Here is a 16,722-nt window from a genome sequence, read left to right on the forward strand (position 1 = left end):
CTAAGTTTTTTGTGTGGTGTAGAAACGTACAGAAGTAGCAGCCGTCAGCTGCTCCCTCTCAGCCTTTTTTAGCTCTAACTGTTGGCGTATAGGGTGCAGCACCAGCTCACGTTGGTGGGAGGGGGCCGTTTGTAGAAAGGCGTCTAGATAGGCCGCTAACTCCGCTTTGCGTAGATCGGAGCCCAAATGTACTGCGTAACCTTGAATTTTCCCAATAGCGATTACGCAGCGAGTACAAGAAGCCTCACCAAACTGAAATGACACTGAGGCCTTACAAGCTTGTGTATTGAGCTGCACCAACCCCGTTTCAGGGCCAGCGAGTTTTTGTATAGGCACACCCGGATTGTAAGTAGCCCAGATATTTTCCAGATAATCTCGGTTAGCTCGGGCAAGTAGCCCGAGCCAAGTTTGACGTTCTTGATTCATGGCTATGACTTATTACGATAATACGGTAGCGTTGTAAATATCTTCTGCGGGCTGGACTAACAAGCGTTCTACCATTTCGAGCTTCATTTCAGCCAAAATGATCTCTTCTTCTGGTGAGCGGTCTTTCTTGCGTGCTAACTGAATGAACTCGGGGCGTACGTGTCCGGGACGGATGGTGATTTCAACAGCGGTGCCACGGTACTCGAAACGGAAGTAATAACGACCACCGGGGGACTCTTCTTCTTCGAGCCCTACTGAGTTATCAACAATGTAGCGACCCTCAGTAAGACCGCGGGTAACAAACTCAATCGCATCTCTACCCCCTGGGCCTCCAAAGGCTGTGACACAGCGAATTTCACGTCGTTCAGGCAAACGACCATTATCTAGCAAGGGCCAGGCTCGCTGCATAACTTTTAGCCCGTGGGCTACACCACCCGGATAACCGGCACCGTGGTATTTTAATAACTCATCAAAGTGGACTGTAAATTCATGTCCATTTTCCAGATAGGAGATTGTATCGTTACTCATTGTATTTACCTTTGTTTAGAGGATTAAGAAATGGGCATATCTTGATCCGGTTCACGTATTCCAAAAACCGGGCAGATTGTGCTTTGAAAATGTTCTCCCGTTTGCACCATTAGACGGCGTAGTCTGACGTTGTATAAACGGGATAACTCAGACTCGGTTAACAGCTCATCAGCTGGACCAAATTTAATCTGATCGTTGGTGTGCATCAGCAGTACTTTGTCTGCGAGATGCAGAGCGTGTTGCGGATGGTGAGTGGTAAAAACGACCGAATGGCTACGTACTCGGCGTAACTCGAATAAGACGTTAAGCAATAAGTCCTGATTAGCTAAATCTAAAGCTGAAGCCGGCTCATCAAGTATGAGTACCTCAGCACCAGTAGCTAAAGCACGAGCAAGCAACACTAATTGGCGCTCGCCGCCGGATAGAGAGCCATATAAACGATAAGCAAAATGCCCTCCGCCTACTTTTTCCAATGCTTCAAGAGCTAGCTTACGATCCCGCTGTGAAGGAAGGCTGAACATGGGAAGCAAGGCGGCTCGTGCCATAAGTACCACATCGAGGCAACAATGGTTTTCACTACCGTATTGGTATTGAGGTACATAGCCGATGAGGTGGGGTACCTGCCGTTGTCCTTGATCTAAACGTTGTGAGCCTAATAGAGCTTTTAGCAACGTAGTCTTACCGCGTCCGTTTGGGCCCAAAATGGCCAACGTTTCGCCCTTTTGTACGTTAAAACTTAAATCCTGAAAAATCACACGTTCACTAAAACGTACGCACGCTCCAGTTAAACTGAGATGAGAGGTAAAGACGGTTTGCATGATTAAGCCCTTTCACGTCGACGAGTGCATAGTAAGTACACAAAGACGGGGGCGCCAACTAGAGCTGTGAGTACGCCTAAAGGAATCTCTGCAGCAGTTAAACTACGAGCCAACGTATCAGTCAAAATCATGAAAGTGGCACCCAGCATAAGACTCGTGAAATAGAGCCGGCGGTGATCTTCGCCTACTAACATACGAGCAAAGTGTGGGATTACGAGTCCTACCCACCCCACTACGCCCGATGCGGTTACGCAGGCGCCGATAATGATAGAAATCAACGCGAAGACGACCATCCGGGAGCGTGCAACATGGATGCCAAACGACTTAGCTTCGTCGTCACCCATAGCGAGTACAGCAATGCGATAGCGCATTCTATTCAGTAGGTAAATGCTGGCAATGAGTATAGGAGCAGTTTGTGCAAATTTTTCCCAACTCGCCGTTGCAAAGCTTCCCATCAGCCAAAAGACGATGGCAGGTAAACTCGTTTCTGGATCCGCGGCATATTGAACTAACGAAATACCTGCTGCAAATAAAGCATCAATAACAATTCCAGCAAGCACAATAGTCATCAAAGTACGACCCGCCATATTTGAAATCAGCACTACTAAAAACAGAGCAGCAAATGCTGATACAAACGTAGCCCCCATCAGTAGCGGCCCCCCTACTCCAGCCAAAATTGCCAGTGATCCTCCTAATGCTGAACCTGAGGATAAACCTAGCACTTTAGGTGAAACGAGAGGGTTACGAAATAAGGTTTGTAAGGCTACCCCGCAGATGGCAAGCCCAGCCCCACATACTCCTGCCAATAATATGCGCGGCAAGCGTACATTCAAGATCACCAACGCATCCATATGCTGTGAGTTATCACCTCGTAAGGCTGCATATAGGATGGCTACAATCTCATCTAGCGCTACGCTGTATCGACCTACTGATAGCCCGATTAGCACAGTCGCTATAAGCAGTAGGGACAAAAGAGGCCAATGACTAGCACGCCAAGTGCTCAGGGTAACTGGCTCAACCATTTCTGAGGACGAGTGAATCGATCGCGTATATTTGTTCATTGTTTACGAAACACTTGATAACCGTGACTGTCGCCGTTCATATCAATACGCAGAATTCGATCTATCTGCTCATCCGATAGGTCAAAGTTATAAAGTAATTTGAAGCCTTCTTTTAATTCGTGACGTAGGTCAAAAGAGAAAATATCGGGATGAGTAAGATTGGCCAGCCACATCCATGTGTAGGGGCTTTCATGGGAAGCACTATCCCAGATATATCCACCTTGAGGTGTCTTATAAACGCGTTTTTGTACGGCGGCATTTAAGCGAGAAAGTAATGGGTCGTCGTATATCGCTTCTAATCCAGCATCCGTCTCTGCTGCGGAAAGTAAGATAATATCTGGGTTCCATTCAAGAATCTGTTCCACGCTAACAGTGCTTTGTACGCCAGCTCCTTGAGCTACATTTTTAGCGCCAACCAGCTCGATGAAGGTTTGTTGATAACTTTTCTCACCAGTAGCAGTCAACTTGGATTTGGCAGAGCGCAAATGCAAAATGCTTGGTGTTGCATGAAAGCCTACTTGTTTTAAACCAGTAGTAATTTCACTTTGTACACGGTCACGCCAATCAATAAGCTTTGACAGTTTTTCAGTATTACCCGTGATATCAGCCACCATTTTCATATTGGCTCGGGCCAGCTCTTCTGTACCCGCATTGCCACCGCCTACCATTAGAGCAACGGGCAAACCTGCATTGCGAAGTGGAGCTACGATATCATCGCCGCGCTCACCCCACTGGATGACTAAATCCGGTTTAAGTTCTGCGATGGCCTCTACGTTGGGCATCCAACCACCGTTTTCCGACAAAATGTCACTGGAGATATCAACAGCTTCAGGAAACATAACGCTCATCATACCGCTCTCAAAGGCTCGTTTAGAGCCCTCATTCATACCCACTAACAGCTCGGTAGAACCATCTATTGCGATGAAGGTAGCTGCAGCTGGATTGGGCAGAGTAATGATACGTCTAGGAGGGGCTTCTAACTTAATTTCCTGTCCGGTTACATCAGTAAAGTTAAATTCTTGCGCTGACAAGTTACCTGATAACAAAGTTGTCGCTACTAGCACGGCAAAGCAACGGGGTATTGAGGTCATAATCCCTCCAATTGAATATAATTTTGATTAAAAATATTATAGCCAGTTTTTCATCAATTGGAATCGAATATTTATGACGGTGCGTGAAGTAATTTCGAACAAGCTAGCAGCAGTGTCTGTGCGTGACTTGCTTTTAGTTGAGGCCGTCGCAATGAAACGTAGTTTTCGTTATGCGGCCATAGACATGGGTATTTCGACCTCGGGCTTGTCTTATCAAGTAAAAAAAGTAGAGGAAATTCTCGGACAGCCCATTTTTGAAAGGGGGAGTAAAATAACACCCACTGCCTTTGGAAAGGAAGTTTTAGACTTAATCGCCGTAATTTTAGAAGGCGTGGCTCGGCTTGAGGGGTTACGTGATGATGGCTTAGCTCTTCCCTTTGGGCAAACCTTACGTATTGGAGTGATTTCCTCACTGGCACCGGATAACTTGTTACGGATTATCCAGATTTGTGCTCACCGTTCAGGTAAAACTAAAGTCGAGTTGGTTAGTGGCAAGCATCAAGGTCTGTTACGGCGTTTACAGAACCGTGAAATTGATTTGCTAATTAGTGCAGCACAGTCGGTTCCTGAGGGGATAGCATATACAAGCTTATTCAAGGAACACTTTGTCTTACTAGTGCGAGCCGATAAACTTCAGCCTGAACTCCATCCTCTTATGCTCTGTGAGCCTGGATTACTACCACTTAGCGAGGATGATTTTGTTCCATCGCTAATTACTGAAGGCTTAAGTAAATTATTAAGCTCCGGCTTGACTCGTACATATGGCCTTGGTGTTGAGCATCGAATGGCTTTAGTTGCCGCAGGTTATGGTCATGCATTATTGCCGTATGGCTGGGTAAGAGATGTACATTTACCGGATCATTTAGCAGTGATGGAGCTTCCTCCCGCTTTATCGGCAGAGCGTGAATTAGGTTGCTTTTGGCGTCACTCATACATGATGGGGAGTCAAATTTCTCAGGCTTTTAGTGAAGCATGGTAATGCATGTTTCTGATGCGGGAGTATTTAAGATTTTACTGAAAAAAGGCATTGTGCATCAAGGTGCGCTTACGCATTGATTTTGTGGTCTGCAAACATTCGGATCAGCCTTCGAGCGTCATCATGCTTGACGCTCGTTGTAACAGATAAGCAAGGAAAGGCAATTCCTGTCGCTTTGAAAGTACTCTTGATTTTTTTTCCAGTTGCGCTCGTCGGGAGGAATTCGACATAGCGCAAGTGCCGGTAATGGTGCCAACTTACTGATTTAGTGTATGATGGTGTTTTTGAGGTGCTCCAGTGGCTTCTGTTTCTATCAGCTGTCCCTCCTGTTCAGCTACTGAAGGCGTGGTGCGTAACGGTAAAAGTACTGCCGGACATCAGCGCTATCTCTGCCGAAAGGTTTGTTCACGCCAATGGAACCCGGACGGATGAAATAGCAATGAACCCCGCCTATTTTGCCGTATGCCCGCCAGAAGAAATTATGCAAACGCTTGTCCATGAAATGGCCCATCTCTGGCAATACCATTTTGGTAAACCCGGACGCCGTGGATACCACAATAAAGAGTGGGCTGATAAAATGGAGTCTATCGGTTTAATGCCATCTTCTACGGGGAAACCCGGCGGTGCCAGAACAGGTGATAGCATGGCCGACTATGCCATTGAAGGTGGCCAGTTCATGGATGAATACAACAAGCTTATGAAGGATGATTTTCGTATTTCATGGATGGATAGATTTCCAGCAAGGGATCGCCTTCTTGAGGCCATTGCATCTGGCAATGCTGACCAGTTCGCGGGTGACTTAGAAGCTATGGGGATTGAAGTTGGTGAAGATGGCGAGTTGACGATAAAGAATGAGAATAAATCAAACAGGATTAAATACACCTGCTCTATGTGCGAAACAAATATTTGGGGGAAGCCTGACCTGAATGTGATGTGTGGAGACTGTAACGTAGCCTTTGAAGTCGCTAACTGACGCGCTTCGCTTGTCGGCTATTGATGGAACCGTAACAGACTCGCTACGGAGGGCGTTCAGAAATCTGTGTCAGTTCAATCAAAGGCTCATCACCTTATCTAAGCGCCCGGGGAAATGGATAGACAACTGCATCATAGTTTGTCCCCAATTGTTGATAGGTCTTGTCCATTTCTCACCGGCATTTAACATAGCCACATATAGTAATTTAAGCAAGCTGTTTTCATTGGGGAAAGCACCTTTAGTTTTAGTCAACTTACGAAACTGGCGATGTAGCGCTTCAACCGTATTGGTGGTATAAATGGGCTTCCTGACTGCCTCAGGGTACTTAAAATAAGCCGATAGTAAATGCCATTTCTCTCGCCAAGAAGCTATCACCGCAGGATATTTACTGCCCCAGAGTCTGTCGAGTTCATCAAGGGCCAATTCGGCAGATTCTTTATTAACCGCCTTATACACAGGCTTTAAATCACACATAAAGGCTTTTTGCTCCTTGCTGGCTATGTAACGAATACTGTTACGGATTTGATCAATCACGCACAACTGTACCTCGGTATTAGGAAATATCGCCTCAATGGCTTCAGGGAAGCCTTTTAAACCATCAACACAGGCAATAAGAATATCTTCTACGCCACGATTGTGTAAATCCATCAGCACAAACAGCCAATAATTGGCGCCCTCACTTTCAGAGCAGTAAAGTCCAATAAGCTCTTTATGCCCCTCAGTATTGAGGGCTAACAGTGTATAGACTGCTTTATTGACATAGCGTCCCTCATCTTTGACCTTATAGTGAATAGCATCAAGCCATACGATAGGATAAACGCTATCCAGTGCTCTGGATTGCCAGACTTTAAGTTGTGGGATAAGTTGGTCGGTGATACTGCTGATGGCAGCTTCTGAAACCTCAAGCTGATAAATCTCGCTAATGTGCTCTTTGATAGCGCTATAGCTCATCCCGTGCGAGAACAGCGATAAGATACGATTGTCTATTTCAGGGCTGAGCTTAGTTTGGTGTTTCTTGACTAAGACAGGCTCAAATTCTCCATTGCGGTCACGAGGAGTTTCAAGTTCGAAGCTGCCAAGTGTCGATTTGACCGTCTTTTTACTGTAACCGTTACGGCGGTTATTACTATTGAGATTCTGCCCAAGATAACTTTCTATTTCAGCTGATAAAGCTGCTTCAGTAAGTTGTTTAATAAGCGGGGCTAGGACCCCATCACTGCCTGTGATGGGCTTACCTGCTTGGATGGCTTTTAAAGCTTCGTTAAAGTCAAAGTGTTGCATAATGTCATTCCTTGTTTTCTGGATAGTTTATGGGAGTGACACAGTTTTTTGAACACTACCCAGCCGGATCATTTCGTACATCCCTTACGGTCAGGGGTTCGCGCTCAATGGAACGAAATCACCCGTTAGCTTAAAACGCTTAACGAATGGAAGGGACTTCCCCTGGATATGCGCCTGGTTAACTTTCATGCAATCATGGGATAAACATTGACCCAGAGGGATTCGTTATGACCATCACCACTGTCGGTATCGATCTTGCTAAAAATGTGTTTGCTGTTCACTGCGTTGACCAAAATGGTAAAGCAGTTCTGGTTAAACCCAAGGTGTCGCGTGCAGCACTTTCTGAACTCATCGCTGGTTTACCTCCCTGTGTCATTGGAATGGAAGCCTGCTCGGGTGCCCACTATTGGGCAAGATTATTCAGGCAGTATGGCCATGATGTCCGGTTGATGGCACCGAAATTTGTCTCACCCTATCGCATGGCGGGTAAGACCGGGAAAAATGATGCAGCTGATGCAATAGCTATTTGTGAGGCTGTGCAGCGGCCGCACATGCGCTTTGTACCCGTCAAAGACGAAAGCCAGCAGGCAATGCAATGCTTACATAGGACAAGACAGGGATTTATTCAGGAAAGAACAGCGACGTATAACCGTCTTCGGGGGTTGGTATCTGAATTCGGGGTTATTGCCCCACAAAGCACTGATGCTCTGCGTCATGCTGTTTCTGACCAGAAGGAAACTCTGCCAGTACAGGTCAGGCTGTGCATTGATGATCTATTAGCACATGTCACTAATATTGAAGAGAAAATCGCCGAATATGACAGGGTGTTATCTCGTGTTGCCAAAACAGATCATCGCAGCCAGCAGTTAATGGAACTGAAAGGTATTGGGCCCACAACGGCGAGTGCGCTGGTCGCCAGTATTGGCAATGCCCATGATTTTAAGAACGGGCGCCAACTGGCAGCCTGGTTGGGGCTAACGCCATCACAATACAGTAGTGGCGGAAAATCAAAGCTTGGCAGGATAACAAAAGCGGGTGATGCCTACCTGCGAACCCTGCTGGTCCAGGGAGCCCGTTCTGTTATGGTAGGGGCAGAGAATAGAACGGACTCGTTTAGCCGTTGGGTCTGCTCGTTGATTGGTATAGTCAAGGAAATCAAAAAGAGTTACAAATCCACAGGAAGTAAAAGAATAGTTTATCGATGCAATTTAATCGCCAATCCTTGCGTTTACGTTTAAGCCAAGCCCACATTTTCTCGATTGGGTTCAGATCCGGACTGTATGGCGGCAGCCATAAAATATGATGTCCCGCATCTGCGATAAGCTGTTGGGTATCCTGTCTTTTGTGAAAGCTGGCATTGTCCATAATAATGACGCTGTTTTCAGGCAATTGTGTTAACAGCAATTCTTCTACCCAACAATGAAATACATCACTATTAATACTGCAATCGTAAAGTCCTACCGCAAACAACTTGTTCTTATGTATTGCCCCAATAGCATTGCTTTGATTTTTGAGTTGCCAGTTGTACTTTTCTAAACAAGGGCAGCCTTTATGGGAATAGCCGTAAGCTCTGTTGTCATGAGATTTAAAGCCGCTTTCATCTAAGTAAATGAGGGTTCTGCCTTCAGCTTCAAATGCCGCTAACTGCTTAAGAAATAATAGGCGCTGTTGTTTGTCTGCTTTCGGATGAATTAAGGTCTTTTTTTTCGAGTAATGCCGACACGTTTTAATGCTATGGCAATAGCTCTGTCGCTACAGTTAAAGCGTCTTGCCCGTTCATAGCAATAGTCATCAGGATAAGCTTGGACGTCAGCCATTAAAGCTTCATTATCGATTTTTGCCGGTTTGCGTTCGTACTTCTTGCGTTCTATGCTTTTCTTCCAACGTTGAATAGTTGTTGCGCTGAGTCGATATTCTTCAACAAGCTTTCTGTAGCTATGACCTGATGCCAGCTTGTTCAATATCATTTGTCTGTAATCTTTTGAGTATGCCATAAGTTTTAGTGTAACTGTTTTTTGATTCCTTGACTATAAGCCATTGGTGGCATGGATTGAACTGTAGATGTAAGGCTTTTTAAGCTTGTGCAAGTGTTTTGTACAAGCTGCTGGGTTGTTTTTTGTTATTTTTTTAAGGGAGGTTGATATGTCAAAAGCTTTGGGTTCTCGTCTACCTTTGGTTGGCGCGATGCAAAAGGCATTGCTATTTGGAGTGTTGGCATCGGGCGCTTTGGGTTCTGTAGCGGTGGCTGCTGAAGGGACTTTTTTGGTTCAGCTTAATGATTATGAAGGTGAAAATGCTTATTTTGCGATGTATTTGGTTGATGAGCAGGGGCGCTATGTTCGCACGCTTTGGGTCTCTGGTGAGGAGGAGCGTTGGTATAGAGACCAGCCGCGTTGGTGGAAGTATTTAGGGCGCGCGCCACAGGATTTGGATGCGATTACAGGCGCGTCAACCGCACCTGGAGATAGAGCATTGATTCGCATTGAGTTAGAAGATGAGATTTTGGATAAGGGGTATCAGGTGCGGGTGGATAGTTCGGTTGAAGATCAAAACAACTTCCCAACCGATGTAGAAGCGCCTTTATCTAGTGAGAAGATGAAAGAGAAAATTCCTGGGACGGGTTATGTGCGCTATTTGCGCTTTAAGTGGGAATAAGTTTGTTAATTGGCACGTTGTTTTGTAATGGGGTGATGTTCTGATGTGGCGTCGTATTCATTCATGGCTGGGATTGGCTTTGGCGGTGTTGGTATTAGTATTGGCGGTTTCAGGCGCTTTGTTGGCGACAAAACCCCTTTATGATGCCTATCGTTTACCTGCTGGGGCTAAAGAGATGAGTGTGGCGGCGGTCATTGAGCAGATTGCTAAGGCGCAGCCACGCATTACACCCCAGCGGTTATCTGTTTCTGTTTCGGGTGAAGCTAAATTGTCTTATAGCAAGAATAACCGTTTACAAGAGCAGGGATTGTCGTTGCAAACGGGCGCTTTGTTGCGTGAGCAAAAAGAGCCAGAGGGCTATGTATGGTTGCGCAAATTGCATCGTTCATTGCTACTTGGAGAAAATGGGCGGATTTTTCCTGCCTTAGGTGCGTTGGTGATGTTGGTTTTAGCGGTGAGTGGGGTGGCGTTGCTTTTACGGCGTTTAGGTGGGGTGAGGCAATTATTTGCGCCAATGTCTTGGCAGGGCGCTGGGCAATCGCATTCAGCGCTTGGGCGCTTGGCATTGTTGCCATTGCTGATAACGACTATAACGGCGATTTGGTTATCTGCGGTAACGTTTGATTTGGTCTCTGCTGGGGCGGATAAACCACCTGCTTATCCTGAAAGCTTGCAGGAGTTGGAGGCGGTTGAGCCTTGGACTTTGCACGGACTGCAAGAGATTCAGATGGCGTCTGTGCGTGAGGTGATTTATCCGATTGCTGAGGATTGGTTTGATGTGTGGACGGTGCAGACTGACCGTGAATATGTGTTTATTGACCAATTTACAGGCGATGTTTTATCGCGTGAGGCTTTGCCATTTCTAGCGCGTGTGATGGATTGGGTGTTATTGCTACATACGGGCGAAGGTTCGCCTTGGTGGGCGGTGGTGCTGTTGCTGGTGGCGTTGAGTGTGCCTTATTTTGTGGTAACGGGTGTGATGGTTTGGTGGCGTGGGCGAAAATTGGGGGGTGGACGTTTACCGCATCAGGCTTCTGCAGCTGAAGCGACGGTGTTATTGCTGGTTGGTTCTGAGGGGGGGAGTACTTGGGGATTTGCCAAGGCGTTGCATGAGGCATTGCATGTGGCGGGTGAACAGGTGCGCACCATTGAGATGAATGCGTTGGGGGGGCATTATCCAAAACTTGAGACGCTGTTGTTGTTAACTTCTACTTATGGGGATGGGGATGCGCCACAGTCAGCGACGCGATTTTTAACGCGTTTGGCGGCGTTTGAACCTACTGAGGGTTTACGCCATGCAACATTGGCTTTTGGAGACCGCGCCTTTGTGAAGTTCTGTGCTTTTGGTGAACAGGTGGCTTTGGCGGTGACTGAGCGTTGTGGGGAGGCAATGTTGCCGCTTGGATATATTGATAAGCAGTCCTCGCAGGCGTTTACGTCGTGGTGTGCTGAAGTGGGGCGGTGTTTGGGGCATTCGTTGGTGGTGGACTATGTGCCTAAACGTCCGAAAACGCAGACTTTTTATCTTAAGGAGAAAACGCTTTATGGGGAGGCGCTTAATGTGCCGTTGGCGGTGTTGCGTTTGGGCGCTGGGCGTATGCCTAAGCATGAACCAGGGGATTGGTTGGCGGTTTATGTGCCTGATTGTGCGGTGCCAAGGTTGTATTCCTTAGGCTCGCATTCTAAATATGATGATGCGGTGGAGATTTGTGTGCGTTATCAGCAAGGTGGATTGTGTTCGCCTTGGTTGTGTCATCTCTCTTTGGGGGAGGCGGTTGAAGGGGTGGTGGTGCGCAATCCGCGGTTTCATTTGCCTAAAAAAGGGGCGGTGGTGATGATTGGTGCGGGGACGGGGATTGCGCCTTTTGTGGGAATGATTCGGCATAACCATTCTGGACGCGCCTTGGATTTATTTTGGGGTGGGCGGCAGCCTGAGGTGGATGGGCTGTATGGCGATGAGATTGTAAGCTGGCTTGCTGATGGGCGTTTATCTGGATTTTATCCAGCATGGTCGCGTGTGAAGGCAAAAGAGTATGTGCAGGCGGTGGTGGCGCGTGAGCGTTCGCATTTGATAGAGCGTTTGCGTGCAGGGGCTGTGGTGATGATTTGTGGTGGTCGTGAGATGGCGGCTGCGGTGTGTGTGGAATTAGCGGTTTGTGCGCAGGCTGTTGGGCTAACGCTTGATGAGCTAAGGCGGCAAAATCGTTTGTTAGAAGATATTTATTGATAAAAATTGTTAGGAGTAACTATGCGTAAGTTAAATATTTTGGCGTTATCAGTGGCTTTGGCTGCTATGCAAGGTGTTTGGGCAGCTTCAGAAAATCCTTTATTGAAAAAAGATTTTTGGAAGGATGTGAATACCGCGAAGGTGGAAGAGGTGGTAAAGGCAGGAAGCGATGTGAAGGAAATGGATAGCAGACAATTTACGCCTTTGATAAATGCGTTGCGTTATGGAGCGCCGTTGGAGGTGGTGAATTATTTGCTTGAGCAGGGGGCGGATATTCATCGGATTGGGCATGATGGGCGCCCTGCGATTTTTTATGCGGCGTATGGGAGTTCGCTGGATGTGGTGAAACATTTGGTTGAATTGGGGGCGGATTTGACGGTGTTAGATGATAGCGAGCGTAATGCGTTTGCGTTTGCGGCATTTAATCAAAATGACCCTGCGGTGTTTGAGTATTTGATAGCACAGGGGCTTGACCCGAATGAGCTGGATGAACTTGGGATGAATGCGGCTTTAGCAGCAGCTAATCTCAATCCTAATCTTGAGGCGGTAAAAACGGTGGCGAAGCTTTCTGATTTAAAAGTAGTTGCCGATAAGGGGAAAAATGCCTTGCTTTTGGCAGCAGCGCGAAATAAAAATCCTGAGGTGATTGCATGGTTAATCAGTGAGGGGTTTGCAAAAGATTCTGTTGATGAGGCAGGTAATAATTTGCTTTTGCAGGCGGCGTTGCGTAATGATGTGGCGGTTGTTGAGTATTTATTAGGACAAGGTTTTGACGTAAAAGTTAAAAATAAAGAAGGGCGCGATGGATTGTCGATTGCCTCTTATCGCAATAGCAAGGAGGCGGTTGCACGTTTTATTGAAGCAGGTTTGGATGTCAATGCTAAGGACGTGCAAGGGAGAACGCCGTTGATGTACGCTGCCTCGCGTAATACACCTGATGTGGTGGCGTTGTTGTTAGAGCAGGGTGCTGAGATTAATGTTGCAGATGAAAAGGGGATGACGCCTTTGATTGAAGCGGCTCAACGGGATTATAAGGATGCGGATAAGGTTGTGGCGCTATTACTCGATAAAGGCGCGGATGTTAAGGCGGCGAATAAAAAAGGTTTGACTGCTTTGGTTGGCGCGGCGAGTCAAAATATGGGCATAGAAACTTTGCAGGCGTTAATAGAAAAAGGCGCGGATGTGAATGCGGTAGATGGCGATAAGATGTCGGCATTGATGCATTTGGCGCTTAAAAGTGAAAATCCTGAATCGCTAGCATTGTTGTTAGACCATGGCGCAAGAACTGATTTTGCAGATGATTTTGAGGATAGAGCTGCAGATATTATTAAAGATAATAAGGCGTTGGCAGATAGTGAGATAGCCAAGCGCTTAAGTCAGTAAGTTATGCGCATTCATCAAGCCCGTGGCATTGCCATGGGCGGTCCTTGGCAGGTGCGCTATCGAGAGCAGGCAGGGGTTGAGCATGAGGTGGTTCATGCAACTGTTTTGTCAGCTTTGGCTGAGGTGGAAGCGCAGATGTCGCATTTTCGTGAGCATTCGGCGTTGATGCGCTTAAACCGAACGCCTGTAGGGCAGTGGTTTACTGTCCCTGCACAGCTTTATGAGGTGTTGGCGGCGGCTTTGGCAATGTATGATTATACGCAAGGGGCGGTGGATGTGGCGCTGGGGCGTTCGATTGAGGCTTGGGGCTTTGGTCGAAGTGTAGCGGATGCATCGGTGCCGTCTTCTCTCTCTTCTCTACCAGCTTCATCAGAGGCTGGTTTTTTATTGGGTGAGGCGTATGCTGTGCAGAGAACGCGGGATGTGGCGCTTAATTTGTCTTGTATTGCAAAGGGGTATGCGGTGGATTATGCAGCGCGGGCATTGCGTCGTTTGGGGGTTGCGCATTTTATGGTGGAGGCGGCAGGTGAGGTGGTGTGTCAGGGTTGGCGTGCACCTAAATTGCCGTGGCAGATTGGCTTGGAATTGCCGTTAGCGGAAAAAACGTTGGTTTATGATTATGTGGCGCTACAAGATGGCGCTTTGGCAGGTTCGGGGGGGTATCGTAAATATCGTCGGATTGGGGAAAAGGTTTATGGGCATACGCTTGACCCTGTAACGCACAAGCCACTAGAGGGAGCGTTGCTGTCGGTGATGGTGGCGGATGAATTTTGTATGTCGGCGGATGCGTTGGCGACGGGGTTGTATGTGATGGGGGCGGTGCATGGGAGCGCTTTTGCGGATAAGGAAGAAATTGCGGCATTGTTTTTATTGCAAGACGAGGAGGGGATTTGTGAAATTCGTTCTAAGGCATGGGTGGCGCGTTTTGCAAGATGAGCTTTGATAGAGGATAGGTGGCGTTAGTCGGGTTAAATAGGTTGTATGCTTGACCGTCTTGGAGGCGGTTTTTTTATCTCCGTTGGAGTGTGATTTTTCGGGCTTTCGCCTTGGGGGATTTGATGGGTAGATACCGCGCCAATGACCGTCGGGAATTGCACCAAAGCTTTTTCCGCCAAGACTTCCGGTTTTAAAGCCTCGTCGGAAGCGCCGAAATCCACCGTGCCGGCGCTAATCTGCTTCACGCCGCCCGAAGAACCGATGCCTTGATAATTCACCTCGTTTCCTATCGTCGCCTTATAAGCCTCCGCCCAAGCCGCATAAATAGGCTGCGGGAAAGTCGCACCGGCGCCGGTCACATTCGCGGCATAAGCACTGCCGGCAAGCGCAACAGCAGTCGATACAAGCAAATTTGATAAACGGATTTTCATAATCGTCTCCATGGTTGAATATTTCTGAGCACTTTATACCGCCGCTTTGTTACGAAAATATGTCGGTGTTTTTCCGGCAGACGGTGCGGGCGTAAATTTTTGCGCAACTGCGCCGAATTATCGTTATAGTGTGTGATAGTTAAAACATGGAAGCATTATGTGGCAGAGCTTATTTGAAACGGGCGAATGGCAGAAATGGTTTGTGTTGTGCAGCATTCCGATTTTGCTCGCTTTACTGATTTTGAACATTGTGCCGGCGGCTTTGGCCTTTACAGTCTTGGCGGCGGTTTACGTACTGTTGGATATTGTCAGCATTCCCCAATTTCTCGGCGGTTTTACCAATACCGCTTTAATGACGCTGATTTTATTATTGATTTGCTCCATGGCGGTGGAGCGTTCGCAGCTGATTCAGTATTTTTCCCGCCAAATGATTCAACAGGACGAAAAACGCAGTTTCATACGCTTGATTTCGGTGAGCGCGCTGCTCTCGGCTTTTATCAATAATACTGCCGTTGTCGCCGCCTTTTTAGGGCAAATCATGCGCCAAAGACATATTGCCGCTTCGCGTTTGCTGATTCCTTTGTCTTACGCCACCATTTTAGGCGGCATTACCACTCTTGTCGGCACCTCCACCAATATGGTCGTCAATTCTTTTGTGGTCAATGCCGGCTATGAGCCTTTGAAAATGTTTAGCTTTGCTTTAGTCGGCGTACCGATTATGTTGGTCTGCTTAGGCATTGTCTATTGGCGGCGCAATCATTTGCCCAATCATCAGCCAAGCGCCACAGACGAAACCGCCGCCTATTTTCTCACCGCCGCTGTGGGAGCTGAGTCCGATTTAATCGGCAAAACGATTAAAAGCGGCGGCATCGGGCAATTAGACGGTTTATTTTTGTTAGAAATTATTCGCGACGGCCGCCTGATTTCCCCTGTCAGTCAATTTGAAATCATCATGCAGGGTGATCATCTTATTTTTGCCGGCTCATTGGAAAACGTGCAACTTTTGCAAAAATTCAAGCATTTGCAGTTGCTCGGCGGTGCGGCAAACGAGGTACTGAAATCGAATTTGGTGGAAGTCATCATTACCAATGAATCCGAATTACTGTATAGCACCTTGGAAAAAGTCGATTTTAATAACCGCTTTCATGCCGCCGTAGTCGGTATTCGTCGCGGCAACAAACGTCTGACAGGACGACTTGACCGCATTCCGCTGCGTGTCGGCGATGCTTTATTATTGGCGATTGCCGATACTTTCTACCGCCAGCGCACCAATGAGCGCAATTTCCATATCCTGAACCAAAACGACAAACACAGCCACACGCTCTCCAAAGGCAAAAGCATTCTGGTCGCGCTGAGTTTTGTGCTTGTGATTCTGGCTTCCGCCTTAGAAATTTTTTCTTTATTTAAAGGCTTGCTGATGTTGCTGGGATTGTATCTGCTCACCGGCTGCCTAAGCCTTGACCAAATGCGCCGCCGTTTTCCCTTTGATTTATTATTGGTTATCGGCTCGGCATTAGTAGTTTCCAAAGGTTTGGAGACCACCGGCGCCGCCGCTATGTTAGGACAGGCGGTCATGCTCTTATCGCCCGATAACAATGCCTATCTTTCCCTGCTGATTATCTTTGTATTGACGGTTTTGTTGACTGAGATTATCACCAATAATGCCGCCGCCGCTCTTGCCATTCCGCTGGCTTTGCAGACCGCCGCCGCTTTGGAAGTCAGTTATCTGCCTTTTGTGATGGCAGTGACTTATGGCGCAAGCGCCTGCTTTTTATTGCCTTTCGGCTATCAAACCCATTTGATGATTTACACCCCCGGCAATTACCGCGTTAAAGATTTTCTCCGCTTCGGTTGGGCAATTCTCTTTACCTATGCAGCAGCGGCTTTGTTGCTTATTCCGCTGATTTTTCCTTTCCGCCCCACATCGTTTTAAACT

At 47.3% G+C, this 16,722-nt stretch carries 15 protein-coding genes and 3 pseudogenes; 9 read left to right on the forward strand and 9 right to left on the reverse strand.

Going from position 1 to position 16,722, the window contains the following annotated elements:
* Genes phnG through DYC63_RS03575 form a run of 5 tightly spaced genes read right to left on the reverse strand, consistent with a single transcriptional unit; the run spans window position 1 to window position 3,924 of the window.
* On the reverse strand, window positions 1-426 hold the full coding sequence (phnG, locus tag DYC63_RS03555) for a phosphonate C-P lyase system protein PhnG (protein ID WP_021565143.1): 426 nt from the start codon (window positions 424-426) through the stop codon (window positions 1-3).
* Between the two features lie 12 nt (window positions 427-438).
* Window positions 439-954: a hypothetical protein gene (locus DYC63_RS03560; protein ID WP_072281355.1), complete on the reverse strand. Its 516-nt coding sequence runs from the start codon at window positions 952-954 to the stop codon at window positions 439-441.
* A gap of 23 nt (window positions 955-977) precedes the next feature.
* Window positions 978-1,772 (reverse strand): ABC transporter ATP-binding protein, encoded by a 795-nt coding sequence (locus DYC63_RS03565; RefSeq protein WP_115217956.1) that lies wholly within the window; start codon window positions 1,770-1,772, stop codon window positions 978-980.
* 2 nt (window positions 1,773-1,774) lie between these two features.
* Window positions 1,775-2,833, reverse strand: a complete 1,059-nt coding sequence (locus DYC63_RS03570) for a FecCD family ABC transporter permease (RefSeq protein WP_016239115.1) — start codon at window positions 2,831-2,833, stop codon at window positions 1,775-1,777.
* Entirely contained in the window at window positions 2,830-3,924 is a 1,095-nt protein-coding gene (locus DYC63_RS03575; protein WP_099065564.1) for an ABC transporter substrate-binding protein, read from the reverse strand. The genes DYC63_RS03570 and DYC63_RS03575 overlap by 4 nt, the downstream gene beginning before the upstream one ends.
* Window positions 3,925-3,997: 73 nt before the next feature.
* Between DYC63_RS03575 and DYC63_RS03580 the strand changes: the two genes are divergently transcribed.
* The 3 genes and pseudogenes from DYC63_RS03580 to DYC63_RS03595 all read left to right on the forward strand — a co-directional run bounded on the left by DYC63_RS03580 (window position 3,998) and on the right by DYC63_RS03595 (window position 5,873).
* Window positions 3,998-4,903, forward strand: coding sequence for a LysR family transcriptional regulator (locus DYC63_RS03580; RefSeq protein WP_245888006.1), 906 nt, complete (start codon window positions 3,998-4,000; stop codon window positions 4,901-4,903).
* Window positions 4,904-5,197: 294 nt separating this feature from the next.
* Window positions 5,198-5,317, forward strand: a pseudogene (locus DYC63_RS03590) (IS1 family transposase); the annotation flags it as partial.
* Between the two features lie 64 nt (window positions 5,318-5,381).
* The gene (locus DYC63_RS03595; RefSeq protein WP_425452118.1) at window positions 5,382-5,873 is read left to right on the forward strand and encodes a SprT-like domain-containing protein; all 492 of its coding nucleotides are present in this window, start codon (window positions 5,382-5,384) and stop codon (window positions 5,871-5,873) included.
* Between the two features lie 78 nt (window positions 5,874-5,951).
* Here the strand turns inward: DYC63_RS03595 and DYC63_RS03600 are convergent, their stop codons facing one another.
* On the reverse strand, window positions 5,952-7,157 hold the full coding sequence (locus tag DYC63_RS03600; RefSeq protein WP_115217959.1) for an IS256 family transposase: 1,206 nt from the start codon (window positions 7,155-7,157) through the stop codon (window positions 5,952-5,954).
* A gap of 224 nt (window positions 7,158-7,381) precedes the next feature.
* On the opposite strand from DYC63_RS03600, the pseudogene DYC63_RS03605 reads away from it, so the two are divergent.
* A pseudogene (locus tag DYC63_RS03605) lies at window positions 7,382-8,293 on the forward strand (IS110-like element IS5708 family transposase); the annotation flags it as partial.
* A gap of 16 nt (window positions 8,294-8,309) precedes the next feature.
* On the opposite strand, the gene DYC63_RS13695 reads toward DYC63_RS03605, so the two are convergent.
* Window positions 8,310-8,885 (reverse strand): IS630 family transposase, encoded by a 576-nt coding sequence (locus DYC63_RS13695; RefSeq protein ID WP_115217960.1) that lies wholly within the window; start codon window positions 8,883-8,885, stop codon window positions 8,310-8,312.
* Window positions 8,846-9,148, reverse strand: coding sequence for an IS630 transposase-related protein (locus DYC63_RS03615; protein ID WP_112863885.1), 303 nt, complete (start codon window positions 9,146-9,148; stop codon window positions 8,846-8,848). The genes DYC63_RS13695 and DYC63_RS03615 overlap by 40 nt, the downstream gene beginning before the upstream one ends.
* Window positions 9,149-9,296: 148 nt before the next feature.
* On the opposite strand from DYC63_RS03615, the gene DYC63_RS03620 reads away from it, so the two are divergent.
* The 4 genes from DYC63_RS03620 to DYC63_RS03635 are packed head-to-tail and all read left to right on the forward strand — an operon-like array spanning window position 9,297 to window position 14,355.
* Window positions 9,297-9,809 (forward strand): DUF2271 domain-containing protein, encoded by a 513-nt coding sequence (locus tag DYC63_RS03620; protein ID WP_078055496.1) that lies wholly within the window; start codon window positions 9,297-9,299, stop codon window positions 9,807-9,809.
* 43 nt (window positions 9,810-9,852) lie between these two features.
* Window positions 9,853-12,036 carry a PepSY domain-containing protein gene (locus tag DYC63_RS03625; protein WP_115217961.1) on the forward strand — a complete coding sequence of 728 codons (2,184 nt, stop codon included), beginning with the start codon at window positions 9,853-9,855 and terminating at the stop codon, window positions 12,034-12,036.
* Between the two features lie 21 nt (window positions 12,037-12,057).
* A complete protein-coding gene (locus DYC63_RS03630) occupies window positions 12,058-13,419 on the forward strand; it encodes an ankyrin repeat domain-containing protein (protein WP_115217962.1) in 1,362 nt (453 codons plus the stop codon).
* A 3-nt stretch (window positions 13,420-13,422) separates the two neighbouring features.
* The gene (locus tag DYC63_RS03635) at window positions 13,423-14,355 is read left to right on the forward strand and encodes an FAD:protein FMN transferase (RefSeq protein ID WP_072280907.1); all 933 of its coding nucleotides are present in this window, start codon (window positions 13,423-13,425) and stop codon (window positions 14,353-14,355) included.
* Between the two features lie 80 nt (window positions 14,356-14,435).
* Here the strand turns inward: DYC63_RS03635 and DYC63_RS03640 are convergent.
* Window positions 14,436-14,786, reverse strand: a pseudogene (locus DYC63_RS03640) (substrate-binding domain-containing protein); the annotation flags it as partial.
* A 157-nt stretch (window positions 14,787-14,943) separates the two neighbouring features.
* Between DYC63_RS03640 and DYC63_RS03645 the strand changes: the two are divergent.
* Window positions 14,944-16,719: an SLC13 family permease gene (locus DYC63_RS03645; protein ID WP_115217964.1), complete on the forward strand. Its 1,776-nt coding sequence runs from the start codon at window positions 14,944-14,946 to the stop codon at window positions 16,717-16,719.
* Window positions 16,720-16,722: the final 3 nt, after the last annotated feature.

This window comes from Suttonella indologenes (assembly GCF_900460215.1).
GTDB classification, from domain to species: Bacteria; Pseudomonadota; Gammaproteobacteria; order Cardiobacteriales; family Cardiobacteriaceae; genus Suttonella; species Suttonella indologenes.